Here is a 24,558-nt window from a genome sequence, read left to right as displayed (position 1 = left end):
TGTGGATCCCGTTTATTCGATAGTTTCCGTCACTTGTTATAGGTGATGGAACATAACATTGACTATCGACAGTGCACTTTAATGTGGCGGTTGCGTTACAGATTAGTGCACGTTAACGCAACCGCGTTACTTATAGGAACAGTCAATCAACCTCGGTAGTAACGTTGTGGCACGAATGGCATTTTACTTACACGAAGAGGTACCTTTTTCCCACGTACCAATGCCCATACTTCGGTGTCCAGCGCGATAAATGCGCTGTCCAGGTAACCCATGGCCAGCGGGCCCCCGAGGCTTGGGCCAAAGCCGCCGCTGCACACGCTGCCGATCACAGTGCCGTGTGCGTCGACGATTTCTGCACCTTCACGGACCGGCGTGCGTTCCTGCGGCAACAGGCCCACGCGTTTGCGGCTGACACCGGTTTGTTGCTGGGTGTAGATCACATCGGCGCCCGGGAAGCCGCCAGCACGTGGGCCGTCTGCGCGACGGGCCTTGGAAATCGCCCACAGCAGGCTGGCTTCAATCGGCGTGGTCTCGGTGTTCATGTCATGGCCGTAGAGGCACAGGCCGGCTTCCAGGCGCAGGGAGTCGCGGGCGCCCAGGCCGATGGCCTGTACTTCGGCTTCGGCCAGCAGGCTGCGGGCCAGGGCTTCGGCACTGGCGGCCGGCACCGAGATTTCGAAACCGTCTTCGCCGGTGTAGCCCGAGCGGCTGACGTAGCAGTCCACGCCCAGCAGGCGGGTTGGTGCAAATTGCATGAAGGTCATGTGCTTGACCTCCGGTGCCAGCCGCGCCAGTACGCTGACGGCGGCCGGGCCTTGCAGGGCCAGAAGTGCGCGTTCCTCGAACAGCGGCTCAATCGTGCACTGCTCGCCGATGTGCTGGCGCAGGTGGGCCAGGTCCTGGTCTTTGCACGCGGCGTTGACCACCAGGAACAGTTCGTCGTTACCCAGGTTGGCGACCATCAGGTCATCCAGGATGCCGCCTTGCTCGTTGGTGAACATCGCGTAGCGCTGCATACCCACCGGCAGGTCGATGATGTCGACCGGCACCAGGCTTTCCAGGGCCTTGGCGGCACCGGCGCCGGTCAGGCGGATCTGGCCCATGTGCGACACATCGAACAACCCGGCCTGTTCACGGGTATGCAGGTGCTCCTTCATCACGCCCAGTGGGTATTGCACCGGCATGTCGTAGCCGGCGAACGGCACCATGCGCGCGCCCAGCTCGATGTGCAGGGCGTGCAACGGGGTTTTCAACAGGGTTTCGGTGGACATATTCAGCTCCTGAAAAACGTGCTGGCGCGCTTGTGGGCGTCAGCACTCGATAATGTTGACCGCCAAACCGCCACGGGCGGTTTCCTTGTATTTGCTTTTCATGTCGGCGCCGGTCTGGCGCATGGTGCGGATGACCTTGTCGAGGGAGACGAAGTGTTGCCCGTCGCCGCGCAGGGCCATGCGCACCGCATTGATGGCCTTGACCGAACCCATGGCGTTGCGCTCGATGCAGGGCACCTGTACCAGGCCGCCGATGGGGTCGCAGGTAAGCCCCAGGTTGTGTTCCATGCCGATCTCGGCAGCGTTCTCCACCTGGGAAACCGAACCGCCCAACACTTCACACAGGGCGCCGGCAGCCATGGAGCAGGCCACGCCGACTTCTCCCTGGCAGCCGACTTCGGCGCCGGAGATCGAGGCGTTTTCCTTGTACAGAATGCCGATGGCTGCGGCGGTGAGCAGGAAGCGCACCACGCCGTCTTCGCTCGCACCGGGGATAAAGCGCATGTAGTAGTGCAACACCGCCGGCACGATCCCGGCCGCACCGTTGGTGGGCGCTGTTACGACGCGCCCGCCATTGGCGTTTTCTTCGTTGACCGCCAAGGCGTACAGGTTGACCCAGTCGAGTACCGACAACGGGTCACGCAGCGCCGATTCCGGGTTCTTGCACAACTGGCGGTGCAGCGCGGCGGCGCGCCGCTTGACCTTCAGGCCTCCCGGCAAAATCCCTTCATTGCGACAGCCCGCGTCCACGCAATCCTGCATCACCTGCCAGATCTTCAGCAGGCCTGCACGGGTTTCGGCTTCTGGGCGCCAGGCACTTTCATTGGTCAGCATCACCTGGCTGATAGACAGCCCGTAGGTGGCGCAATGGCCGAGCAAGTCCTTGGCACTTTTGAACGGAAAGGTCAGGGGCGTGGCGTCTTCGACGATCCGGTCGTGGCCGGCGGCGTCTTCATCCACCACAAACCCGCCGCCCACCGAGTAGTACTCGCGGCTGCGGATCTGCAAACCGGCGGCGTCGAAAGCACGGAAGATCATGCCGTTGGGATGATAGGGCAGGGGTTTGCGAATCATCGCCAGGTGTTCTTTCTCGTTGAACGCAATGCTGTGTTCGCCGAGCAGGTTCAAGCGTGCGTTGCCGCGAATTTCCAACAAGCGTGCGGCGACGGTTTCAGTGTTCACGGTGTCTGGGTGTTCGCCTTCCAGGCCCAGCAATACGGCCTTGTCGCTGCCGTGGCCTTTGCCGGTGGCGCCCAGGGAGCCGTAGAGTTCCACCTTGACGCAGGTGGTGGCGCCGAGCAGGTTATCGCGCTTAAGCCCCTCGACGAATCGAGCGGCGGCGCGCATCGGGCCGACGGTGTGGGAGCTTGAAGGGCCGATGCCAATCTTGAACAGGTCGAACACGCTTAAAGACATGGTTGTTCTCCGGTTTCTTATTATTGGACGGATGTACGCGGTCCAATGTGGGAGCCGGGCTTGTGTGGGAGCTGGCTTGCCTGCGATAGCATCACCCGGGTCTACCGGATAGACCGAGGTGCTTGCATCGCAGGCAAGCCAGCTCCCACAAAAGCCAGCTCCCACATTGATCGCGTTCTACCGGTCAGGTTACGCGTAGCTTTCGATCGACGGGCACGCGCACACCAGGTTGCGATCGCCAAACACGTTGTCGACCCGGCCAACCGGTGGCCAGTACTTGGCTTCGATCAGCGACGCTACCGGGTACACCGCTTGTTCACGGCTGTATGGGTGGCTCCATTCGCCAACCAGTTCCGCGGCAGTGTGTGGCGCGTTTTTCAGCGGGTTGTCGTCCTTGTCCAGCGCGCCATTTTCCACCGCGCGAATCTCTTCGCGGATGGCGATCATCGCGTCGCAGAAGCGGTCCAGTTCCTCCCTGGATTCGCTTTCGGTCGGTTCGATCATCAAGGTGCCAGCCACCGGGAACGACATGGTCGGGGCGTGGAAACCAAAATCGATCAGACGCTTGGCCACGTCATCCACGCTGATGCCGCTGCTGTCTTTCAACGGGCGCAGGTCGAGGATGCATTCGTGGGCCACCAGGCCATTGCTGCCGGTATACAGCACGGGGTAGTGCTCTTCCAGGCGACGGGAAATGTAGTTGGCATTCAGGATCGCCAGCTGCGAAGCGCGCTTGAGGCCCGCGCCGCCCATCATGCTGATGTACATCCAGGTGATCGGCAAAATGCTCGCGCTGCCGAACGGTGCGGCGCATACCGCGCCTTCCTTGCGCTCCATGGCCGCGTGGCCCGGCAAAAACGACGTGAGGTGCGACTTGACGCCAATCGGGCCAACGCCCGGGCCGCCACCACCGTGGGGAATGCAGAAGGTTTTGTGCAGGTTCAGGTGGGACACGTCGCCGCCGAACTTGCCCGGCGCGCAGAGGCCGACCATGGCGTTCATGTTGGCACCGTCGATGTACACCTGGCCGCCGTTGTCATGAATGACCCCGCAGATTTCGCGGATGCCTTCTTCGAACACGCCGTGGGTGGACGGGTAGGTGATCATCAGCGCAGCGAGGTGCTCGCGGTGCTCGATGGCCTTGGCGCGCAGGTCTTCGATGTCGACGTTACCGCGTGCATCGCACGCGGTGACCACCACACGCATGCCGGCCATGTTGGCGGTGGCCGGGTTGGTGCCATGGGCCGACGAGGGGATCAGGCAGATGTCGCGGCGTTCTTCGCCACGGCTCTGGTGATAGGCACGAATCGCCAGCAAGCCCGCGTACTCGCCCTGGGAACCGGCGTTCGGTTGCAGGGAGATCGCGTCATAACCGGTGGCCGCACAGAGCATGGCTTCCAGCTCGGTGGTCAGTTGCTGATAGCCGGCGCTTTGCGCGGCTGGCGCGAACGGGTGCAGGGCACCGAATTCAGCCCAGGTCACCGGGATCATTTCGCTGGCGGCGTTGAGCTTCATGGTGCACGAGCCCAGCGGGATCATGGTGCGGTCCAGGGCCAGGTCCTTGTCGGCCAGCTTGCGCAGGTAGCGCATCAGCTCGGTTTCGGAGTGGTAACGGTTGAACACCGGGTGGCTGAGGATCGGCGACTGGCGCAGCAGCGCGGCCGGCAAGGTGCTTTCAACGCTGGTAGCCAGTGCGGCGAAGTCGGGCAGGGCTTTGCCGCCGGCGAACACGCTCCACAGGGTTTCGATATCGGCTTGTGAAGTGGTTTCGTCCACCGACAGGCCAACACGCTCACCATCGACCACACGCAGGTTGATGCGCTGGGCGCGGGCCTGGTCGTGCAGGGCGGCGGTTTGCGCGCCGGTTTTAATCGTCAGGGTGTCGAAGAAGTTGGCTTGTTCAACCGTCAGGCCCAATGCGCTCAAGCCTTTGGCGAAGATCGCGGTCAGGTGATGAATGCGATTGGCGATCTGGGTCAGGCCTTCAGGGCCGTGGTACACGGCATACATGCTGGCGATGTTGGCCAACAGCACTTGAGCGGTGCAGATGTTGCTGGTGGCTTTCTCGCGGCGGATATGTTGCTCGCGGGTCTGCATGGCCAGGCGCAGGGCCGGCTTGCCGAAACGGTCAACCGAGACGCCGACCAGACGGCCCGGCATGTCGCGCTTGAACGCATCCTTGGTAGAGAAGTACGCCGCATGCGGGCCACCGAAGCCCAGCGGTACGCCAAAGCGTTGTGCGCTGCCGATGGCCACGTCGGCGCCAAACTCGCCCGGCGGGGCCAGCAGGGTCAGGGCCAGCAGGTCAGCGGCCACGGCTACCAGTGCGTTGGCGGCGTGGAAGCGCTCGGTCAGTTCGCGGTAGTCGAACACGTCACCGTTGCTCGCCGGGTACTGCAGCAGGGCACCGAAGAAGCTGCTGACGTCGGTCAGTTCACGCTCGTCGCCCACAACCACGTCGATGCCCAGCGGCTCGGCACGGGTGCGCAGCACGTCGAGGGTTTGCGGGTGGCTGTGCACGGAGGCGAAGAACGCATTGCTGCCTTTGTTCTTGCTCAGGCGTTTGCAGAAGGTCATGGCTTCGGCGGCGGCGGTGGCTTCGTCCAGCAAGGATGCGTTGGCGATCGGCAGGCCGGTGAGGTCGCTGATCAGCGTCTGGAAGTTCAGCAGCGACTCCAGGCGGCCCTGGGAAATCTCAGGCTGGTAAGGCGTGTAGGCGGTGTACCAGGCCGGGTTTTCCAGCAGGTTGCGCAGGATCGGCGACGGCGTGTGGCAGTTGTAGTAGCCCTGGCCGATGTAGGTCTTGAACAGCTCGTTCTTGGCGGCGATGGCCTTGATCGAAGCCAGTGCATCGGCTTCGCTCAGGCCGTCGCTCAAGCCCAGCACGGCGGTGCCCTTGATGCTCTCCGGGATCACGCTGGCGCTCAGGGCTTCGAGGGAATCAAAGCCCAGGGTGGCGAGCATGTGTTGCTCGTCGTCCTGGCGCGGGCCGATGTGGCGGGCGATGAATTCGTTGGCGGTGGTCAGGTTAGTCATGGCGCGCTCCTCAGGCTTCAGCGTTGGCTTTGATCAGGCGGTCGTACGCATCCTGATCCAACAGCCTGGCTACTGCATCGGCGTCAGCCGGTTTAAAGCGGAAGAACCAGCCTTCGCCCATCGGGTCTTCGTTGACCAGCTCGGGGCTGGCGTCGAGCTTGTCGTTCACTTCGAGCACTTCGCCGTCCAGCGGCATGTACACGCCGCTGGCGGCCTTGACCGACTCAACGGTGGAGGCTTCTGCACCCTTGTCGTAAGCCTGCAGCTCAGGCAGTTGCACGAAAACCACATCACCCAGCGCGTTCTGCGCAAAAGCGGTAATGCCCACGGTCACGCTGCCGTCGGCTTCGGCGCGCAGCCATTCGTGATCTTCAGTAAAGCGCAACTCGCTCATGGAAACTCCTCAGGGCCAGATTCGTCTGGTGGACGGGATTGGAATAATGGGGAGTTACTTAGCAAAAACGCGGCCAATGTTTTTTTATTGTTATAAAACAGTTGGTTACTGATTATGGCAGGTGATGTTCGAAAGTTGGCTGTAGCGATATCGATACAGCTGGGCCGTTGAAAAAAAGCCTATGAGGATCAAAGCCTTGCATGGCGACGGTTGCAGTGGGCTGTATCGATATCGTTCCGCTGTAGCGCTTTCAGTACAGACGGAGGTCGCTTTTGATAGCAACGTTGGAATGCAATCAATGTGGGAGCTGGCTTGTCGAAACGTCACACCGCTGCGATAGCGTTGGGTTAGTCGACACCGCTATCGCAGGCAAGCCAGCTCCCACATTTTACTGTGTGCAGTCACGGCTTGTTGGGAATGCCGTATTTGCGCAGGCGATGGGCAATGGCGGTATGGGAGGTTTGCAGGCGACTGGCCAACTGGCGGGTGGACGGATAGCTGACATACAGCTTCTCCAGCAGCCCGCGTTCGAAGTCTTCTACCGCCTGCTCCAGACTGTCGACTTCACCATCGCTCTGGCGCGCCACCGAGGTGCCGGCGATGTCCAGGTCGCCGATGTCCACCAGGCTGCTTTCGCAAATGGCGGCGGCGCGGAAGATTACGTTCTGCAACTGCCGCACGTTGCCCGGCCAACGGTTGCCCAACAGCGCCGGGTAAGTGCCCGGCGCCAGGCGGCAGACCGGGCGCTGGATCTGCGCGCAGGCTTGCTGCATGAAGTAGCGGGCCAGCAGCAGGATGTCCTGGCCGCGTTCGCGCAGGGGCGGCACTTCGACGTTGAGCACGTTCAGGCGGTAGAACAGGTCTTCGCGAAAGGTGCCTTCGCTGACCATCTTTTCCAGGTCGCGATGAGTGGCGCTGAGGATCCGCACATTGACCTTCACCTCACGGTCGCCGCCCACCCGCCGGAAGCTGCCGTCATTCAGAAAGCGCAGCAATTTGGCCTGCAAATACGGCGACATCTCGCCTATCTCATCCAAAAATACCGTGCCCTGGTTCGCCAGTTCCATCAGCCCCGGCTTGCCGCCGCGCTGGGCGCCGGTAAAGGCGCCGGGGGCGTAGCCGAACAGCTCGCTTTCGGCGAGGTTCTCCGGCAGCGCCGCGCAGTTCAATGCCAGGAACGGCGCACTGTGGCGCGCGCTGATGGCATGGCAGGCGCGGGCGACCAGTTCCTTGCCGGTGCCGGTCTCGCCCTGGATCAACAACGGTGCATCCAGCGCCGCCACCCGTTGCGCCCGCGCCTTGAGGGTGCGGATCGCCGGGGACTCGCCCAGCAGTGCATCGAAGCCTTCGGCGTGGTCGTGGTGCAACGCAGACAGTTGTTCGCCAATGCGGTTGGGTTGGTACAGGGTCAGCAGGGCGCCGGCGTCGGTGATCGGCGTGGCGTCCAGCAGCAGGGTCTGGCCGTTGACGCTGATTTCCCGCAGGGCCAGGCGAAAACCGTGTTCGAGCAAGGTGGCCTGCAGCGTCGGGTCGTCGAACAGCTCGTTGATGCTTTCGCCAGCGGGCTCGCGGCCATACAGCGCGATCAATGCCGGGTTGGCCAGCAGGATCTTGCCGGCGCTGTCCAGGGCCAATACCGGGTCGGTCATGGCTGCGAGCAGGGCGTCGAGTTGCAGGTGCTGGCGCTGGCCGGGGAGGATGTCGACCACGGTCACGGCTTGCACGCCGCGCACGCTGAACAGCGCATCGCGCAGTTCTTCCAGCACCTCGGCGCTCAGGGTTGGCGCGTCGATGTAGACGTTGGGCGGGACCATTTCCACCGCATCCAGGTTGAGATTGCGCCCACCGAGCAGGGCCAGGACTTCCTGGGTGATGCCGACGCGGTCGATGAAGCTGACGTGGATACGCATGGGGCGGTTAGCGGTTCTGGCGAGCGATAGGCGGCAAGTATGCCTGACGGGTGATGGAGATCAAAAAATGTGGGAACTGGCTTGCCTGCGATGCACACACTTCGGTCATTCAGATGGACTGAGGTGATGCAATCGCGGGCAAGCCCTGCTCCCACACAAGCCAGCTCCCACAGGGGATCGCCGGCGTTAATGAAACCGGGTTATCCGAGGTGTTCGGGTTTGATCGGGTCGCCGGGTTTCACATCCAACTGATGCCGCACATCCTCAAACATCAAGTCGTACTGCTTGTGCATCGAACCATTGAGCACGGCAATCTTCGGCATGCCGTATTTTTGCGCGATGTTCATCGCTTGCCGGGCAAAATCGAACGACTGGTCCTTGGGCAGGAAAAACTCTTCCTTGAGCTCCTTGCCCTGCACCGAGCCGTGCATCTTGAACAGCATGCCCTTGCCTTCCTTTGGGTCCTGGCTGACTTCGTAGTCGATGCACAGGTTGTAGCTGTAGTCGTCCTTGTTCAGCGCGTGGCGTTCGATGTGCAGGTGACCAGGTTCAAAGGTAGCCATAGGCGTTTCTCCTCTACTTCACAGGTACGTGATGCCAGGTTTCGCGGTACTGATGCGTGTGCCGGCGTTGCCCTGGACGATCGCTTCGATGTCCGAGAGTGAACCGATCACTGCAGTTTTGCCAGTCTGGCGGGCGAACTCGCACGCCGCCTGGACCTTGGGGCCCATGGAGCCGGCGGCGAAGCCGAGCTTTTCCATTTCGTCCGGGTGTGCCTGGCCGATGGCTTTCTGGGTGGGCTTGCCGAAGTCGATAAAGGCGGCATTGACGTCGGTGGCGATCACCAGCAAATCGGCGTCCAGTTGCCCGGCCAGCAAGGACGAACACAAGTCTTTGTCGATCACGGCTTCAATGCCTTTGAGCTTGCCGTTCTCGTCATACATCGTTGGAATGCCGCCGCCACCGGCGCAGATCACGATGCTGCCTTTTTCCAGCAGCCACTGGATCGGGCGGATTTCAAAGATTCGCTTCGGCCGCGGGCTGGCGACCACGCGGCGATACTTGTCGCCATCGGGGGCAATCGCCCAGCCTTTTTCGGCGGCGAGTTGTTCCGCTTCGGCCTTGGAGTAGACCGGGCCGATGGGCTTGGTCGGGTTCTGGAAGGCCGGGTCCTTGGCGTCGACTTCGACTTGGGTCAATAGCGTGGCGAACGGCACTTCGAAGTCCAGCAGGTTGCCCAGTTCCTGTTCGATGATGTAGCCGATCATGCCTTCGGTTTCAGCGCCCAGCACGTCCAGCGGGTACGGCGAAACCTGGGTGTAGGCCGCGGCTTGCAGTGACAGCAGGCCCACTTGCGGGCCATTGCCGTGGGCAATCACCAGCTCGTTGCCGGCGTGGATCTTGGCGATCTGTTCGGTGGCGATGCGAATATTGGCCCGTTGATTGTCTGCGGTCATGGGTTCACCACGACGCAGGAGGGCGTTGCCGCCCAGTGCAACGACGATACGCATAATGCGATCCTTCTAAAATTCGGCCTTGTGAACACAAAACAAAATGTGGGGGCGGGCTTGTGTGGGAGCCGGGCTTGCCCGCGATGGCATCACCTCGGTACATCTGAACCACCGAGGCGTGTGCATCGCAGGCAAGCCAGCTCCCACAAAAGCACTCCCACATTGACTGTGTTTCGACAGTGGGAGCAGTGTCGGGTTAGATATCCGCCAGCGCCGACACCAGGATTGCCTTGATGGTGTGCATGCGGTTTTCCGCTTGCTCAAAGGCGATGTTGGCCGGGGATTCAAACACTTCTTCGGTCACTTCCACGCCATTGGCCAGGTTCGGATAACGCGCGGCGATGTCCTTGCCAACCTTGGTCTCGCTGTTGTGGAACGCCGGCAGGCAGTGCATGAATTTCACCCGTGGGTTGCCCGAGGCCTTCATCATCTTGGCGTTGACCTGGTACGGCAGCAGTTGCTCGATGCGCTCGTCCCACGCTTCCACGGGCTCACCCATGGACACCCAGATATCGGTGTGGATGAAGTCCACGCCTTTAACCGCCTCGACAGGGTCTTCGGTGATGGTGATGCGCGCGCCACTTTCCTCAGCGAATGCCTGGCACTGCTTGATGAAATCAGCATGCGGCCACAGGGCTTTCGGCGCGCCGATGCGCACGTCCATGCCCAGCTTGGCGCCGATCATCAGCAGCGAGTTGCCCATGTTGTAGCGGGCGTCGCCCAGGTAGGCGTAGCTGATGTCATGCAGCGGCTTGTCGCTGTGTTCGCGCATGGTCAGGGTGTCGGCGATCATTTGCGTCGGGTGGAACTCAGCGGTGAGGCCGTTGAACACCGGCACACCGGCGAACTTGGCCAGCTCTTCGACGATCTCCTGTTCAAAGCCACGGTACTCGATGGCATCGAACATCCGGCCAAGGACGCGGGCCGTGTCTTTCATGCTTTCCTTGTGGCCGATCTGCGACGACACCGGGTCGATGTAGGTGACGTGGGCGCCCTGGTCGTGGGCCGCGACTTCGAACGCGCAACGGGTGCGGGTCGAAGTTTTTTCGAAGATCAGCGCGATGTTCTTGCCCTTCAGGTGCGGACGCTCGGTGCCGGTGTATTTGGCGCGCTTGAGGTCGCGGGACAGGTCCAGCAGGTAATGCAGCTCGCGGGTGGTGTGATGCATCAGCGACAGCAGGCTGCGGTTGCGCATGTTGAAAGCCATGATGGATCTCCTTAGTAGTCGATTGGGTCGCGAATGATCGGGCAGGTCATGCAGTGGCCGCCGCCACGGCCGCGGCCGAGTTCGCCGGCACTGATGGTGATGACTTCCACACCGGCCTTGCGCAACAGGGTGTTGGTATAGGTGTTGCGGTCATAACCGATCACCACGCCAGGCTCCACGGCCACCACGTTGTTGCCGTCATCCCACTGCTCGCGCTCGGCGGCGAAGCTGTTGCCACCGGTTTCCACCACGCGCAGGGCCTTGAGGTTCAGGGCCGCGGCGACGGTGTCGAGGAAGTTGGTTTTTTCGCGCTGGATGTCGATGCCGCCGGGCTTGGTCTCGTCCGGGCGCAGGGTAAAGGCGACGATCTGGTTGACCACTTCCGGGAAGATCGTGACCAGGTCGCGGTCGCAGAAACTGAACACCGTGTCGAGGTGCATCGCTGCGCGGGACTTCGGCAGGCCGGCGACGATCACGCGCTCCACGGCTTTGTGCTTGAACAGGTTCAGCGCAAGTTGGCCGATGGCCTGGCGCGAGGAACGCTCGCCCATGCCGATCAACACCACGCCGTTACCGATGGGCATCACGTCGCCGCCTTCCAGGGTGGCGTTGCCGTGTTCCTGGTCCGGGTCGCCGTACCACACCTGGAAGTCGGCGTTGGTGAACTCGGGGTGGAATTTATAGATGGCGCTCGCCAGCAGGGTTTCCTGGCGTCGCGCCGGCCAGTACATCGGGTTCAGCGTCACGCCGCCGTAGATCCAGCACGTGGTGTCGCGGGTGAACTGGGTGTTGGGCAGTGGCGGCAGGATGAAGCTCGAATGCCCGAGGAAGTCGCGGAACATCTCGATGGTCTTGCCGCCGAAACTGCTCGGCAGGTCATCGGCCGACACACCACCGATCAGGAACTCGGCGACCTTGCGCGGCTCCAGGCTGCGCAGCCACGAGCTGACTTCATTGACCAGGCCCAGGCCGACCTGGTTGGCGGTGATCTTGCGCGCAAGGATCCAGTCCAGCGCTTCGGGGATGGCGACGATGTCGGTCAGCAGGTTGTGCATTTCCAGCACATCGATGTCGCGCTCGCGCATCTTGGTCACGAAGTCGAAGTGGTCACGCTTGGCCTGGGCCACCCACAGCACATCATCGAACAGCAGTTCATCGCAGTTGTTGGGGGTCAGCCGCTGGTGGGCCAAACCTGGGGAGCACACCATGACTTTGCGCAGTTTGCCGGCTTCGGAATGTACGCCGTACTTCACTTTTTCCGTGGTCATTACAGATCCTCCAGTGAACAATAATTACAGGGTCAGGAAACCGTCGTAGAGCCCATAGGCCGCCACCAGGGCGCCAATGACCACTGCGGCGAAAATCAGCTTCTCGACATTGGTGAAAATCGGTTTGCCCAGTTCGTGCTTGGCCTTGGCGAACAGGATCGCGCCGGGGGCGTAGAGCAGGGCGGACAGCAGCAGGTATTTGGTGCCGCCGGCGTAGAGCAGCCACACCGCGTAGATCAGCGCAACGGCGCCGATAAACAGGTCTTTCTTGCGCTCGGCCAAGGCGTTTTCGTAGGTCTCGCCGCGCACCGCCAACAGCAGCGCATACGCCGCCGACCACAGGTAAGGCACCAGGATCATCGAGGTGGCAAGGTAGATCAGCGACAGGTAGGTACTCGCCGAGAACAGCGTGATCACCAGGAAAACCTGCACCATGGCGTTGGTCAGCCACAGGGCATTGACCGGCACATGGTTGGCGTTTTCCTTACGCAGGAACTCCGGCATGGTGTGGTCCTTGGCGGCCGCGAACATGATCTCTGCACACAGCAGCACCCACGACAGCAGCGCCCCGAGCAAGGAAATGATCAAGCCGACGCTGATCAGCACCGCGCCCCAATGCCCCACCACGTGCTCCAGCACGGCGGCCATCGACGGGTTCTGCAGCTTGGCCAGTTCCGGTTGGGTCATGATCCCCAGGGACAGCACGTTCACCAGCATCAGGAACAGCAACACAGTGATGAAACCAATCACCGTGGCCTTGCCGACGTCGGAGCGTTTTTCGGCGCGGGACGAGAAGATGCTCGCGCCTTCAATGCCGATGAACACCCACACGGTGACCAGCATCATGTTGCGCACCTGGTTCATCACACTGCCCAGGTCCGGGTTTTTCACGCCCCAGATGTCAGCGGTGAAGATGTCCAGCTTGAACGCGAAGACCGCGATCAGCACGAACAGCACCAGCGGCACCACTTTGGCCACGGTGGTCACCAGGTTGATGAACGCGGCTTCCTTGATCCCGCGCAATACCAAAAAGTGCACGGCCCACAACAGCACTGATGCTCCGATCACTGCCGCCGGGGTGTTGCCTTCGCCGAAGATGGGAAAGAAGTAACCGAGGGTGCTGAACAGCAGCACGAAGTAACCGACGTTGCCCAGCCAGGCACTGATCCAGTAACCCCAGGCCGACGAGAAACCCATGTAGTCGCCAAACCCGGCCTTGGCGTAGGCATACACCCCGCCGTCGAGGTTGGGCTTGCGGTTGGCCAGGGTCTGGAACACGAAGGCCAGGGTCAACATGCCCACTGCGGTAATCACCCAACCAATCAGTACGGCACCCACATCGGCGCTGGCCGCCATGTTTTGCGGCAGTGAGAAGATCCCGCCACCAATCATTGAACCCACGACAAGTGCAACCAGTGCGCCAAGTCGAAGTTTTCCGGGAGATTCAGACATTGCATGACTCCAATGCAGGAGAAGAGAGACCACAGAATAAATCCGTGCGCTAATCAAACAGCTGACTCAGATCACTTCATTGGCACATTCCATTGTGAATTAATGACTTATGATGAAAGGTACGGGCGCTCAAGTGCCCCGCAGAGGCTCGAGATAGAGTGTTACTGCGTTTTAAACAAAAGGTTTTCTCATTGGCATGGACCTTTGAAGCTAGCCCGTATTTCCAGATATGCAAACTTTTACGGAGCAGTGTTATTTAAATTATAAATTTGCCTTAACGCTGTTTATTGTCATGCCTTTAAGTTATGAAGCTTGCGGCTTTATTAGCTATATCTAATAAACGCTGAACCGGCTTGATAAATTAGTTGAGGGCACGGTTGTTGGCTCGATTGTTGTTTGCTCAGGAGTGTTCATGTCCCAATCTTCGGAAAAGTTGCGCCTCAATGCCTTGATCGCCCTGGTCGTGGGCTCGATGATCGGTGGCGGGATTTTCTCGTTGCCGCAGAACATGGCGGCGCGGGCCGAAGTGGGCGCGGTGTTGATCGGCTGGGGCATTACCGCCGTGGGCATGCTGACCCTGGCCTTCGTGTTCCAAACCCTGGCCAACCGCAAACCCGAGCTGGACTCCGGCGTATACGCCTACGCCAAGGCCGGGTTTGGCGACTACATGGGGTTTTCGTCGGCCTGGGGTTACTGGATCAGCGCGTGGATGGGCAATGTCGGTTACTTCGTATTGCTGTTCAGCACCCTCGGTTACTTCTTCCCCATCTTCGGCCAGGGCAATACGCCGGTGGCGATAGGCTGCGCATCGGTGCTGCTGTGGGCCGTGCATTTTCTGGTGATGCGCGGGATCAAGGAGGCCGCATTCATCAACCAGATCACCACCGTGGCCAAGATCGTGCCGCTGGTGATGTTTATCGTGATCGCCGCCGTGGCGTTCAAGGCCGATATCTTTACCCGCGACATCTGGGGCCTGAGCAACCCGAACTTCGGCGGCGTGGTGGACCAGGTGCGCAACATGATGCTGGTCACCGTATTCGTGTTTATCGGCATCGAGGGTGCCAGCGTCTACTCGGCGCGGGCCGAGAAACGCTCGGACGTGGGCCGGGCCACGGTGATCGGCTTTCTGGGGGTGTTGGCGCTGCTGGTATTGGTCAACCTGCTGTCGCTGGGGATCATGAGCCAACCGGAGCTGGCCAGTCTGCAAAACCCGTCCCTTGCCGGCGTGCTGGAACATATCGTTGGCCCATGGGGCGCGTTGTTGATCAGCATCGGCCTGGCGGTGTCGCTGTTGGGCGCGCTGCTGTCATGGGCCTTGCTCTGCGCCGAAATCCTCTACGCCACCGCCCATGACAAGACCATGCCGGCGTTCCTTAAAAAGGAAAACCTCAACCAGGTGCCGGTCAATGCGCTGTGGCTGACCAATGTGATGATCCAACTGTTCCTGGTGATCACGCTGTTTTCAGAAAGCACCTACACCAGCCTGATCTACCTGGCGTCGTCGATGATTCTGGTGCCCTACCTGTGGTCTGCGGCTTACGCGGTGCTGTTGAGCGGGCGCGGTGAAACCTACGAAGGCGCCCATGGCGAACGCATGAAGGACTTGCTGGTGAGCCTGATCGCTTTGGCCTACGCGGTGTGGCTGTTGTACGCCGGTGGTTTGAAGTACTTGCTGTTGTCGGCGCTGCTGTATGCGCCGGGGGTGATTCTGTTTGCCCTGGCCAAACGTGAGCAGGGCCAGCCTTTGTTTACCCACATGGAAAAAGGCATTTTCGCTTGCGTGATCGCCGGGGCGAGCCTGGCGGCGTATGGGTTGTACAGCGGGGTACTGTCGTTGTGAAGATTCCTGTGGTGAGCGGGCTTGCCCCGCGCTGGGCTGCGAAGCAGCCCTTAAACCTGTCACTTCGGACTGTCTGAAGGAAAATTACTGCCTTATTGGGGCCGCCTTGCGGCCCAGCGCGGGGCAAGCCCGCTCACCACAAAAGCCAAAAGCCGTTTCACTATCAGAAGTTACCCAGTCACCACTTCGCGCGATGTGAGCCCAATTCCCCGGCCGGCAAATCCCATTGTAACGGTGTCCCGCTGATGGTCACCGGGGGCAGCAACCGATGGGCCGGGCCCCAGGCGGTTTGCTCCACCACCAAGCCCTGATCTTCCGGCGCTTCGGCGCGCAATGGCGGTTGTTCTGGCACTTGTCCCGCATCCACCAGGAGCTTCGCGGTGCGCGCCAATGACAGCAGCGCCGAACCACCGCGCCCGGTCTTCAATCGCTCACTCAAGGCCTGGATCGCACTGGCCGCCATCAAGTACCCAGTGGCGTGGTCCAGCGCCTGCAACGGCAGCGGTACCGGTTTTTCTGCCTTTTTCCATTGCCTGCCGGCCTCGGCAATCCCGGTGCTCATCTGCACCAGGCTGTCGAACCCGCGGCGATTGCGCCATGGGCCGCTCCAGCCATAGGCATTGAGGCTGGCGTCGATCAGGCCGGGGGCGATGGTCTGTAACGCGCCCTCACCGTAACCTAACTGCTCCAGGGCATCGGCGCGGTAGCCGTGCAACAGAATGTCGGTGTCTTTGAGCAGGCTTTCGAAGACCTGCCGGTCGTCGGCGTTTTTCAGGTCCAGGCGGGCGCAGCGTTTGCCCAGGGTCATTTCGGGCACCACGCCGGGTTCGTTCCAGTCGGGGGCGTCGATGCGCAGTACATCGGCGCCGAGCCCCGCCAGAAACCGACTGGCAGTGGGGCCGGCCAGCACGCGGGTCAGGTCCAGCACCTTGATGCCGGCCAACGGCCTTGCCACCGAGCCCAGCCAGGGTTTGTCGCTGAAGGCTGCAAAAGTCTGGCGACGCACCAGTGGTTCCTGGTTGACCGCCAAACCTTGAGGATGAGTTTGCCAGTCTTGCCACGAGCGCATCTGCGCTGCGCAGCCGTTCGCCTCGACAATCGCCTGTTCCAACTCGGCAGCGTTCCATTGGGCAACCTTTGCGGCCATCGCGTCACGGTCCGCGACCTGGCCGAGTACGCGCTCGGCAGCCGCGCGATGGTGCGGCGCATTGGTGTGCAGGCGAATCCAGCCGTCGGCGCAGGCGTAGTCGCCGGCAATCGGGTCCCATAGCGGCGGTGTGGTCCAGCCATCGGGACGCAGGGACGAGGAGAACCAGAATGAGGCGAGGCGCCGGTCCACCGTCACCGAGGGCAGGCGCCCGGTTTGCTGCAACAGTAACCGGGCAATCGCCTGGCCCGCCGCACCGACGCTGGCGCTGGCCAGGTCGGTGACGGCAAAGGTCGAGGGCAGGGCGCCGGCCTCGGTGAAGGCCAGCGGGGTGATGGGTAAGTCGAGTGCTTCCTGGACGGGGGTGAGCAGATCAGTCATCAAAGGCCCTCCTTATGAGAAGGACCATCATAGAAGATCATCAGGGTTGAATGACAACCCCGGGCTCCAGCGGCAAATCCACGCTGGCAATAAAACCGCCGTCAGGGTGGTTGGCCAGGATCAGGTTCCCGCCATGGCGTTCTGCGGCGCGCCGGGCGATGGCCAGGCCCAGGCCGTGTCCTTGGGCGGTTTGCCCCGGGGCCCGGTAAAACGGTTCGCCGAGTTGGCTCAGGTGTTCGTCATCCACACCGGGGCCATGGTCGCGCACGCTGATCACGATGCGCTCACCCTGGCGCTTGGCGTCCATTTCAATTGGCCGGCCGGGCGGGTTGAAGCGCTGGGCGTTGCGCAGCAGGTTGTCCACGGCGCGTTCGATCATGGTCGGCCAGCCCTTGAGCTGCAGCCCTGCCTCGGCATCAAGCTGCACGGGTTGGTCGGGCGCGCCGAGCAGGGCGTCTTTTTGCAGGGCCTTGAGCAGAGGGTTGAGGTCGATGTCTTCGGCGCTGGCGTTGTCGGCGTCTACCCGGGCCAGTACCAGGATTTCACTGATCAGCGCTTCGAGGCGATCGCATTCGCGGGTCAGGCGCGGCCAGAGTTTTTCCCGTGCTTCGGGCGTGGCACGTTCGGCCAGGGCCAGGGCGATTCGCAGGCGAGCCAGAGGCGAGCGCAGTTCGTGGGACACGTCCCGCAGCAACTGGCGCTGGCTGCCGATCAGGCTTTGCAGGCGGGCGCCCATGCGGTTGAAGTCGGTGGCGAGTACGCCGAACTCATCGCGACGGTTGGCCAGCCGCGCCAGGCTGTTTTGCTGATAGGTGGTCTGGCCCAGGTCATGCACGGCGCCGCGCAGGCGGCTGAGTGGGCGGGTGATGGACAGCGTCACGAGCAGGCTGAACAAGGTCAGCACCACCAGCGCGATCGCCAGGGCACTCAACGGCCAGAGCAGGCTGCTGCGGTGCCAGGCGTCCAGCTCCGGGTGCGGAATGCGGTAGATCAGCAGGTAAGTGTCGCCGGTTTTCTCGCTGGTGTACTCGGCGGTCAAGCGCCGCCAGGGCAGGTGACGGTCCTGGCTGTCGTTTTGCCGGGCTTCGAGGGCGGCGGCGCGACGTGGGAAGGTGCCGCGCACCACCGGCTCGCCGCTTTCGTTCAATACTTGCACATCGATGTGGTACTGGCGCTTGCGCTGCTGCAGTAATTCCTGGGCGGCGTCCTCGCCTTGCGCCTCATAGAGCTGCGTCCATTCTTGCGCGAGGTTATTGAGCCCGGGGTGGCGGCTGAGAATCCAGGCGTCCTGGTTGAGCATATGCCCAAGCAGGATCGACAACCCGGCAACCAGGGCGATGGCCAGCCAGAAGCTGGCAAGGACGCGCCAGAACAATGAACGCACAAGAAATCCTCAAACAGGAAAAGCCCAGCGGCGGTGGCCACTGGGCTGGGAGTGAAGCTAGATCATTATTGCGCTTTTTGCGGCTGCTGGGCTTTCCAGGCCTGGAATTCCTTCCACTCGGCACGGCGCTCGGCTTGTTTCTTCACGATCTCGTCGAATTTCTTCTGTTGATCGGGTTTCAGTACGGCACGGATGTCGGCCTGGGTTTTCTGTTTGCCAGCGGCCATTTCGTCTTGCATGGCTTTCTGGTCAGCGGCCGGGAGTTTATCCAGGTACTTCTTGACCAGATCTTTGCGAGCGTGCCACTGCTGGCCCATCAACTTGCCGATCTGCTGACGCTGTTCGTGGGTCAGGTCCAGTTGGCTGAAAGGGCCACCTTTGCCCCGCATGCCGTGTTCACCGCCGTGGCCTGGGCCGCCCATCATATGGCCTTCGGGGCCGCCCATCGGGCCTGGGCCTTCAGGCGCCGCCGCCATGGCAACGGTTGGCAGGGCAGCAGCGAACATCAAAGCGATAAGGGTCTTGCGCATGGTGATTCTCCTGTCTCTATTCCGGTGAGTCCGGATGTGAGTAGATTACGCAGAGCAAGGTCAGCGGCAGTCAGGAGAGGGTAAAGCTTGGGTAAAGAGGATTTTGAGCGGGGCTGACAAAACTATCCCGGCAGGGGAGATCATGTGTGGGAGCTGTCGAGCCTTGGCGAGGCTGCGATGCAGGCACCGCGGTCTATCCGTTGCACCGAGGTGATGCCATCGCAGCCGCGCCAAGGCTCGACAGCTCCCACAGGGGACAGGTGTTGTGCTTAAAGGCTGTAGTAATAGCCGCGGCTGCGCAGCGCCACGATTCGTGGCCGGCCATCGGGGTGTGGGCCGATCTTTTTGCGCAGGTTACTGACGTGCATGTCCAGGCTGCGGTCATACAGGGTCAGCTTGCGGCCCAGGGCGATTTGCGCCAGCTCCTGCTTGTCCAGCGGCTCGCCCGGCTGGCGCAGCAAGGCTTCCAGCAGGCGGCTTTCGGAGACTGTCAGGACAAATTCCTGTTCATCGATGGTGACCACGCCACGTACCGGGCTGAAGCACAGGTCGCCCAGCTCCAACTGCGTGGAGACGGCGGCCGGGTGACTGCGGCGCAGCACGGCGCGCAGGCGCGCGGTGAGTTCGCGAGGGTCGCAAGGCTTGGCCAGGTAATCGTCGGCACCCAGTTCCAGGCCGAGGATCCGGTCCAGCGGTTCGCCGCGGGCCGAGAGCATCAGTACCGGCAGCTCCGGGTGGTCGCTGCGCAATTGCTTGAGCAGCTCCAGGCCGCTGCCGTCGGGCAGCATCACGTCGAGCACTACCGCCGCCGGGGCGGCTTCGGCCAATGCCTTGCGGGCGCTCAAGCCGTCATGGCAGGCACGCACCTGGAAACCTTCCTGGCTCAACCAACTGGTCAGCAGCTCACAGAGCTCCTGGTCATCATCTATCAGTAACAGCTCGCTCATGACTCACTCAATTTAGCCATTGTCGACGGCGCCGGTGCCCGCCACTGGCGAAGATCCCGCACAACAGGGCGATCAGTACGACGGCCCCGCCGGTTACGAACCATTGCTGTTGTTCGGTAAGCCAGCGTGGCAAGGCACTGCCCTGTGCTTCTTTGAGTTGCTGGGCCAGGCGTTGGTTCTCCTGGCGCAGTTTACTCAGTTGGGTACTTTCGCGGGTGGCGTCGGTACTTTGCAATTGCTTGCTCAGTTCGTCCCGCTGCCGTTCGCTTTCTTTCAACCGTTGCTGCAAATCGGTGATCTGGCTGCCGGCACTCAAGGACAGGGGCGTGGAGCTGCCGGTGTTCGAGGTTTCTTCAGCGTGGGCCGTAGCCCCGATCGTTAACACTGCCAACAGACACAACTGACGTAAGCGCATCGGAACTCCTGATTCCACACGAATATTCAGAACGTTGTCGGCAGGTTACCGGGAATAATGAGCGTTTAGGAGTGCGCTGAAGCCAATTGGTTCAGCGCGCAACAAATCAAGGCAGGACTTGCTTGAACGGCTTGACCAGCACATGGGCGTAGACACCGGCCGCCACATACGGATCAGCGTCGGCCCAGGCTTGTGCCGCGGCCAGGGAAGCGAACTCGACAACTACCAGGCTACCGGTGAAACCGGCGTCTCCCGGGTCATTGCTGTCTACCGCCGGATGCGGGCCGGCCAGTACGAGGCGACCTTCGGCCTGCAGCTGCTTAAGGCGCTCAACGTGCGCCGGGCGCACGCTCAGGCGTTTTTCCAGGGAGTTGGCGACGTCGGTGGAAATGATTGCGTAGAGCATGTCAGTCCTCGGTTTTCGGCGTGGTCGGGTCGGTGTCATGCAGGTGGCGCGACAGGTAGATACCCTGGCCGACCAGGAACAGCACGGTCATGCCCAGGCTGCCGAACACCTTGAAGTCCACCCAGTAGCTCTGGAAGGTAAAGGCAACAAACAGGTTGGCGGCGCCGCAGAACAGGAAAAACACGATCCAGGCGATGTTCAGGCGCACCCAGATCGGGTCCGGCAAGGTCAGCGCGTGGCCCATGATCCGCTTGATCAGCAGGCGGTCACCGATGAAGTGGCTGCCGATAAAGGCCAGGGCGAACAGCCAGTTGACCACCGGGGCTTTCCATTTAAGGAAGGTTTCGCTGTGAAAGGCCAGGGTCAGGCTGCCGAAGACGAGGCAGGCGACCAGGGTCAGCCATTGGCTTTTTTCCAGCTTGCGCTGGGAGATGAAGAGAGCGCCGTAGACCACCAGCGAGCTGATGATCAGCACCGCCGTGGCACTGTAGATGCCACCGACTGTCAGCTCGTGGCCGGCAATATCGATAACGCGGGGGTCGATTTTGTAAACGATGAAAAACAACAACAGCGGGATGAAGTCGATGAATTGTTTCACAGTAAGAGCCAGAAGCTGGATGTGGCGGCATAATAACAAACATCCTTGGTAGCGAAAGCGCCAGCTGACTTGAGGTTACACACTTCCGTGAATGTTGATTTGCACTGCCATAGCACAGCTTCCGACGGCGCCCTGGCGCCCGCGGTCCTGGTTGCGCGTGCGTTTGAAAAAGGCGTGCGAGTCCTGTCGTTGACCGACCACGACACCCTCGAAGGCCTGGCAGAGGCACGCGAAACGGCGAATGCCTTGGGCATGCAACTGGTCAACGGGGTTGAATTGTCGTGCACCTGGGGCGGCGCAACCATTCATGTGCTGGGCTACGGTTTCGACGTCGACGCACCGGCGCTGGTGGCGGCCATCGCCAAATTGCACGATGGCCGCTGGCTGCGGTCCGAAGAAATAAGTCGCAAGCTGGCGCTCAAGGGCATGCCCAACGGCCTGGAAGGCGCGCGCGCCATCCAGCAGGCACTGGGCGACAGTGGCAACGCCCCGGCCCGTCCGCACTTTGCCGACTGGATGGTGCGTGAAGGGTTTGTAAAGGATCGCGCCGAGGCGTTCCGCAAATGGCTGGGCGCCGGCAAGCTGGGGGACGTCAAGCAACACTGGCCGACCCTGGAAGACACCGTTGGCACATTGCGCGCAGCGGGTGCCTGGGTGAGCCTCGCGCACCCGTGGCATTACGATTTCACCCGCAGCAAGCGCCGCAAGCTGATTGGCGACTATATTGGTGCGGGCGGCCACGCAATCGAAGTGGTCAACGGGCATCAACCCGCCGAACAGGTCGGCAGCCTGGCGATTCTTGCTCGCGAATTTGGTCTGCTGGTCAGCGCCGGCAGTGACTTTCATGGCCCTGGCGGCTGGTCCGAGATTGGCGAATACCGCGCCGTCCCGGAAGATTTGCCGCCCCTTTGGTGTCGCTTCAAACATGACCCCATTATTGCCACCGTCTGAACAGGTAGAACACGTGAGTCAATTCTTCCAGATTCATCCGGAAAACCCGCAAGCGCGCCTGATCAAACAGGCCGTGGAGATCATCCGTGCCGGTGGCGTGGTGATCTACCCTACCGACTCCTCCTACGCCATCGGTTGCCAGATTGGCGACAAGAATGCCGTCGAGCGCGTAAGACGCCTGCGTGACCTGGACAAGAACCACAACTTCGCGCTGATTTGCAGCGACCTGTCCCAACTGGGGCTGTTCGCCAAGGTCGATACTGGCACCTTCCGCCTGCTCAAGGCCCACACGCCGGGGCCTTACACCTTTATTCTCAACGCCACCCGCGAAGTGCCGCGCCTGCTGCTGCACCCGAAAAAGCGCACCATTGGCCTGCGGGTGCCGGAACACCCGATTGCCCTGGCGCTGCTGGCCGAGCTGGGTGAGCCGCTGATGAGCGTGTCGCTGATCCTGCCGGGTGAAACCGAGCCGTTGTACGACCCCTACGAAATGCGCCGCCTGCTGGAAAAACACGTCGACCTGATCATCGACGGCGGCTACGGCGGCAACAAGGCTTCCACCGTGATCAACCTTGCCGATGGCGAGCCACAAGTGGTGCGCGTGGGTTGCGGCGACCCGGCACCGTTCATGGTCGAGGCCTGAATGTCGGCCGTCGAACCCGTCGACAGCCAGGCGGGCGCCCAGCAGGAACTGCCCTTTGCCATGGTCTACGGCCAGGCGGTGCTGGAAATGCCGCTGGACCTGTACATCCCGCCGGATGCCCTGGAAGTCTTCCTCGAAGCCTTCGAAGGCCCGCTGGACTTGCTGCTGTACCTGATCCGCAAACAGAACATCAACATCCTCGACATCCCGGTAGCGGAAATCACCCGCCAGTACATGGGCTACGTCGAGCTGATGCAGACGGTGCGCCTGGAGTTGGCCGCCGAGTACCTGGTGATGGCTGCGATGCTTGCGGAGATCAAGTCACGCATGCTGCTGCCGCGCTCGGAGACCATCGAGGCGGAAGAGGATGACCCACGCGCCGAACTGATCCGTCGCCTGCAGGAATACGAACGCTTCAAAGCCGCCGCCGAAGGCATCGACGGCCTGAGCCGCGTGGGCCGCGACGTGGTGGTGCCCAAGCTCGACGCCCCGGAAGCCCGGGCGCGCAAGCTGTTGCCGGACGTGAGCCTGGAAGAACTGCTGATGTCGATGGCCGAGGTACTGCGCCGTGGCGACATGTTTGAAAGCCACCAGGTCAGCCGCGAGGCATTGTCTACCCGCGAGCGCATGAGTGATGTGCTGGACCGCCTCAAGGGCGGCGGGTTTGTGCCTTTTGTCGAGCTGTTTACCAAGGAAGAAGGGCGGCTGGGGGTGGTGGTGACCTTTATGGCGATCCTCGAACTGGTCAAGGAATCCTTGGTCGAGCTGGTCCAGAATGAGCCTTTTGCGGCTATCCACGTGCGGGCGCGAGCCGAATAAAGAGCTGAATCGATGAATCTGACTGAACCCCGCGAACTGGCCCCGCTGCTGGAGGCCTTTCTCCTGGCCTCGGGCAAGCCGCAATCCCTGGAGCGCCTGTTCGAACTGTTTGAAGAAGCCGAGCGCCCCGAGCCGCCGGTGTTCAAGAAAGCCCTGGAGATTCTGCGCAAATCCTGCGACGGCCGCGCCTTTGAGCTGCGGGAAGTCGCTTCGGGTTATCGCCTGCAAATCCGCGAGAAGTTCTCGCCGTGGGTCGGCCGCCTGTGGGAAGAACGCCCGCAGCGTTATTCCCGGGCGATGCTGGAAACCATGGCACTGATCGCCTATCGCCAGCCCATCACCCGGGGCGAGATCGAAGACGTGCGGGGGGTGGCGGTCAACAGCCATATCGTCAAGACGTTGCTGGAGCGTGAGTGGATTCGCATCGTTGGCTACCGTGACGTGCCCGGCAAGCCGGCGATGTTTGCCACCACCAAGGTGTTCCTCGACCACTTCAACCTTAAGAACCTCGACGATTTGCCGCCGTTGGCCGAACTGCGGGAGATGGAGCCGGACCCGGTGCTGGACTTCGACGACGCCCCGGTGCCCGCCGGGTTGCAGGAACTGGCCGACGCCAGCGCCGAGCCGGAAGAGCCGAAGGACGAAACCAGTTTCCATACGCTGTTGCTGGAACTGGACGACATGGAGCAGGGCATCAAGACCGACTTCGATGACTTGCTGCGTGATGGTGCGGTCAGTGACGGTGAGCTGGAGCCTGCGTTGCAACTGAACGTTGAGGTTGAGCTGCCAGTCGAAGTTCAACCGGAACCGGAGCCGGAGGAAGATATCCTCGGTGTGGCCGAAGCCCGCGCCAAACTCCTGGCCGCTGTAGCCGCTCTCGAACAGCCCGAACTGAGCGACGAAGAGGCCGAAGCCCAGGCACTGGCCGAAGCCATCGAAAACGAACGCCGCCAATTCGAAGACTGACGCCGCTTCAAATTGTGGGAGCTGGCTTGCCTGCGATGCAGGCGGCTCGGTCTCTCCGCTACACCG

At 61.6% G+C, this 24,558-nt stretch carries 22 protein-coding genes; 5 read left to right on the top strand and 17 right to left on the bottom strand.

What is annotated here, in order from left to right:
- Positions 1-146 precede the first annotated feature (146 nt).
- The 10 genes from gcvT to arcD (RGV33_RS25930) all read right to left on the bottom strand — a co-directional run bounded on the left by gcvT (position 147) and on the right by arcD (RGV33_RS25930) (position 13,465).
- Entirely contained in the window at positions 147-1,271 is a 1,125-nt protein-coding gene (gene gcvT / locus RGV33_RS25975; protein ID WP_322147112.1) for a glycine cleavage system aminomethyltransferase GcvT, read from the bottom strand.
- A 39-nt stretch (positions 1,272-1,310) separates the two neighbouring features.
- Positions 1,311-2,687, bottom strand: a complete 1,377-nt coding sequence (locus RGV33_RS25970; RefSeq protein ID WP_322147111.1) for an L-serine ammonia-lyase — start codon at positions 2,685-2,687, stop codon at positions 1,311-1,313.
- A gap of 189 nt (positions 2,688-2,876) precedes the next feature.
- On the bottom strand, positions 2,877-5,723 hold the full coding sequence (gene gcvP, locus RGV33_RS25965) for an aminomethyl-transferring glycine dehydrogenase (protein ID WP_322147109.1): 2,847 nt from the start codon (positions 5,721-5,723) through the stop codon (positions 2,877-2,879).
- A gap of 10 nt (positions 5,724-5,733) precedes the next feature.
- Positions 5,734-6,117: a glycine cleavage system protein GcvH gene (gene gcvH / locus RGV33_RS25960; RefSeq protein ID WP_322147108.1), complete on the bottom strand. Its 384-nt coding sequence runs from the start codon at positions 6,115-6,117 to the stop codon at positions 5,734-5,736.
- Positions 6,118-6,518: 401 nt separating this feature from the next.
- Positions 6,519-8,027, bottom strand: a complete 1,509-nt coding sequence (locus tag RGV33_RS25955) for a sigma-54-dependent transcriptional regulator (RefSeq protein ID WP_322147107.1) — start codon at positions 8,025-8,027, stop codon at positions 6,519-6,521.
- A gap of 200 nt (positions 8,028-8,227) precedes the next feature.
- On the bottom strand, positions 8,228-8,590 hold the full coding sequence (locus tag RGV33_RS25950) for a DUF5064 family protein (RefSeq protein WP_322147106.1): 363 nt from the start codon (positions 8,588-8,590) through the stop codon (positions 8,228-8,230).
- 18 nt (positions 8,591-8,608) lie between these two features.
- Positions 8,609-9,538, bottom strand: a complete 930-nt coding sequence (gene arcC / locus RGV33_RS25945; RefSeq protein ID WP_322147105.1) for a carbamate kinase — start codon at positions 9,536-9,538, stop codon at positions 8,609-8,611.
- Between the two features lie 196 nt (positions 9,539-9,734).
- Positions 9,735-10,745, bottom strand: coding sequence for an ornithine carbamoyltransferase (locus tag RGV33_RS25940; RefSeq protein ID WP_322147104.1), 1,011 nt, complete (start codon positions 10,743-10,745; stop codon positions 9,735-9,737).
- Positions 10,746-10,756: 11 nt separating this feature from the next.
- Positions 10,757-12,013: an arginine deiminase gene (gene arcA, locus RGV33_RS25935; protein ID WP_017475703.1), complete on the bottom strand. Its 1,257-nt coding sequence runs from the start codon at positions 12,011-12,013 to the stop codon at positions 10,757-10,759.
- A gap of 24 nt (positions 12,014-12,037) precedes the next feature.
- Positions 12,038-13,465, bottom strand: a complete 1,428-nt coding sequence (gene arcD / locus RGV33_RS25930; RefSeq protein ID WP_322147103.1) for an arginine-ornithine antiporter — start codon at positions 13,463-13,465, stop codon at positions 12,038-12,040.
- 412 nt (positions 13,466-13,877) lie between these two features.
- Here arcD (RGV33_RS25930) and arcD (RGV33_RS25925) point away from each other — a divergent pair, with 412 nt between their 5' ends.
- Positions 13,878-15,305 carry an arginine-ornithine antiporter gene (gene arcD, locus RGV33_RS25925; protein WP_322147102.1) on the top strand — a complete coding sequence of 476 codons (1,428 nt, stop codon included), beginning with the start codon at positions 13,878-13,880 and terminating at the stop codon, positions 15,303-15,305.
- 178 nt (positions 15,306-15,483) lie between these two features.
- Here arcD (RGV33_RS25925) and RGV33_RS25920 read toward each other — a convergent pair whose 3' ends face one another.
- From RGV33_RS25920 to RGV33_RS25890, 7 genes are all read right to left on the bottom strand, one after another.
- The gene (locus RGV33_RS25920) at positions 15,484-16,833 is read right to left on the bottom strand and encodes a CoA transferase (protein WP_322147101.1); all 1,350 of its coding nucleotides are present in this window, start codon (positions 16,831-16,833) and stop codon (positions 15,484-15,486) included.
- A 40-nt stretch (positions 16,834-16,873) separates the two neighbouring features.
- The gene (locus RGV33_RS25915; RefSeq protein ID WP_322147100.1) at positions 16,874-18,217 is read right to left on the bottom strand and encodes a HAMP domain-containing sensor histidine kinase; all 1,344 of its coding nucleotides are present in this window, start codon (positions 18,215-18,217) and stop codon (positions 16,874-16,876) included.
- A gap of 65 nt (positions 18,218-18,282) precedes the next feature.
- Complete coding sequence (locus tag RGV33_RS25910; protein WP_322147099.1) at positions 18,283-18,747, bottom strand: LTXXQ domain protein; 465 nt, start codon at positions 18,745-18,747, stop codon at positions 18,283-18,285.
- Positions 18,748-19,016: 269 nt separating this feature from the next.
- Complete coding sequence (locus RGV33_RS25905) at positions 19,017-19,694, bottom strand: response regulator transcription factor (protein ID WP_322147098.1); 678 nt, start codon at positions 19,692-19,694, stop codon at positions 19,017-19,019.
- A gap of 7 nt (positions 19,695-19,701) precedes the next feature.
- Positions 19,702-20,109, bottom strand: coding sequence for a translation initiation factor 2 (locus tag RGV33_RS25900; RefSeq protein WP_322147097.1), 408 nt, complete (start codon positions 20,107-20,109; stop codon positions 19,702-19,704).
- A 106-nt stretch (positions 20,110-20,215) separates the two neighbouring features.
- Entirely contained in the window at positions 20,216-20,515 is a 300-nt protein-coding gene (locus RGV33_RS25895) for a YciI family protein (protein WP_322147096.1), read from the bottom strand.
- A gap of 1 nt (position 20,516) precedes the next feature.
- Entirely contained in the window at positions 20,517-21,113 is a 597-nt protein-coding gene (locus tag RGV33_RS25890) for a septation protein A (protein ID WP_322147095.1), read from the bottom strand.
- Positions 21,114-21,200: 87 nt separating this feature from the next.
- Between RGV33_RS25890 and RGV33_RS25885 the strand changes: the two genes are divergently transcribed.
- From RGV33_RS25885 to scpB, 4 genes are all read left to right on the top strand, one after another.
- On the top strand, positions 21,201-22,064 hold the full coding sequence (locus tag RGV33_RS25885; RefSeq protein WP_322147094.1) for a PHP domain-containing protein: 864 nt from the start codon (positions 21,201-21,203) through the stop codon (positions 22,062-22,064).
- A 13-nt stretch (positions 22,065-22,077) separates the two neighbouring features.
- Positions 22,078-22,707 (top strand): L-threonylcarbamoyladenylate synthase, encoded by a 630-nt coding sequence (locus RGV33_RS25880; protein ID WP_322147093.1) that lies wholly within the window; start codon positions 22,078-22,080, stop codon positions 22,705-22,707.
- Between the two features lie 120 nt (positions 22,708-22,827).
- Entirely contained in the window at positions 22,828-23,526 is a 699-nt protein-coding gene (locus tag RGV33_RS25875) for a segregation and condensation protein A (RefSeq protein WP_173406103.1), read from the top strand.
- A gap of 12 nt (positions 23,527-23,538) precedes the next feature.
- Complete coding sequence (gene scpB / locus RGV33_RS25870; protein ID WP_322147092.1) at positions 23,539-24,492, top strand: SMC-Scp complex subunit ScpB; 954 nt, start codon at positions 23,539-23,541, stop codon at positions 24,490-24,492.
- Positions 24,493-24,558: the final 66 nt, after the last annotated feature.

Source organism: Pseudomonas sp. Bout1 (assembly GCF_034314165.1).
In the GTDB taxonomy this organism is placed as follows: Bacteria; Pseudomonadota; Gammaproteobacteria; order Pseudomonadales; family Pseudomonadaceae; genus Aquipseudomonas.
The sequence above is the reverse complement of the archived record's forward strand: the minus strand, read 5'-3'. Positions and strand labels throughout refer to the sequence as shown.

Bases quoted from the DNA above. Each gene is read 5' to 3' on its own strand.
- gcvT (WP_322147112.1), bottom strand. From the start codon at position 1,271: ATGTCCACCGAAACCCTGTTGAAAACCCCGTTGCACGCCCTGCACATC.
- RGV33_RS25970 (WP_322147111.1), bottom strand. From the start codon at position 2,687: ATGTCTTTAAGCGTGTTCGACCTGTTCAAGATTGGCATCGGCCCTTCA.
- gcvP (WP_322147109.1), bottom strand. From the start codon at position 5,723: ATGACTAACCTGACCACCGCCAACGAATTCATCGCCCGCCACATCGGC.
- gcvH (WP_322147108.1), bottom strand. From the start codon at position 6,117: ATGAGCGAGTTGCGCTTTACTGAAGATCACGAATGGCTGCGCGCCGAA.
- RGV33_RS25955 (WP_322147107.1), bottom strand. From the start codon at position 8,027: ATGCGTATCCACGTCAGCTTCATCGACCGCGTCGGCATCACCCAGGAA.
- RGV33_RS25950 (WP_322147106.1), bottom strand. From the start codon at position 8,590: ATGGCTACCTTTGAACCTGGTCACCTGCACATCGAACGCCACGCGCTG.
- arcC (WP_322147105.1), bottom strand. From the start codon at position 9,538: ATGCGTATCGTCGTTGCACTGGGCGGCAACGCCCTCCTGCGTCGTGGT.
- RGV33_RS25940 (WP_322147104.1), bottom strand. From the start codon at position 10,745: ATGGCTTTCAACATGCGCAACCGCAGCCTGCTGTCGCTGATGCATCAC.
- arcA (WP_017475703.1), bottom strand. From the start codon at position 12,013: ATGACCACGGAAAAAGTGAAGTACGGCGTACATTCCGAAGCCGGCAAA.
- arcD (WP_322147103.1), bottom strand. From the start codon at position 13,465: ATGTCTGAATCTCCCGGAAAACTTCGACTTGGCGCACTGGTTGCACTT.
- arcD (WP_322147102.1), top strand. From the start codon at position 13,878: ATGTCCCAATCTTCGGAAAAGTTGCGCCTCAATGCCTTGATCGCCCTG.
- RGV33_RS25920 (WP_322147101.1), bottom strand. From the start codon at position 16,833: ATGACTGATCTGCTCACCCCCGTCCAGGAAGCACTCGACTTACCCATC.
- RGV33_RS25910 (WP_322147099.1), bottom strand. From the start codon at position 18,747: ATGCGCAAGACCCTTATCGCTTTGATGTTCGCTGCTGCCCTGCCAACC.
- RGV33_RS25905 (WP_322147098.1), bottom strand. From the start codon at position 19,694: ATGAGCGAGCTGTTACTGATAGATGATGACCAGGAGCTCTGTGAGCTG.
- RGV33_RS25900 (WP_322147097.1), bottom strand. From the start codon at position 20,109: ATGCGCTTACGTCAGTTGTGTCTGTTGGCAGTGTTAACGATCGGGGCT.
- RGV33_RS25895 (WP_322147096.1), bottom strand. From the start codon at position 20,515: ATGCTCTACGCAATCATTTCCACCGACGTCGCCAACTCCCTGGAAAAA.
- scpB (WP_322147092.1), top strand. From the start codon at position 23,539: ATGAATCTGACTGAACCCCGCGAACTGGCCCCGCTGCTGGAGGCCTTT.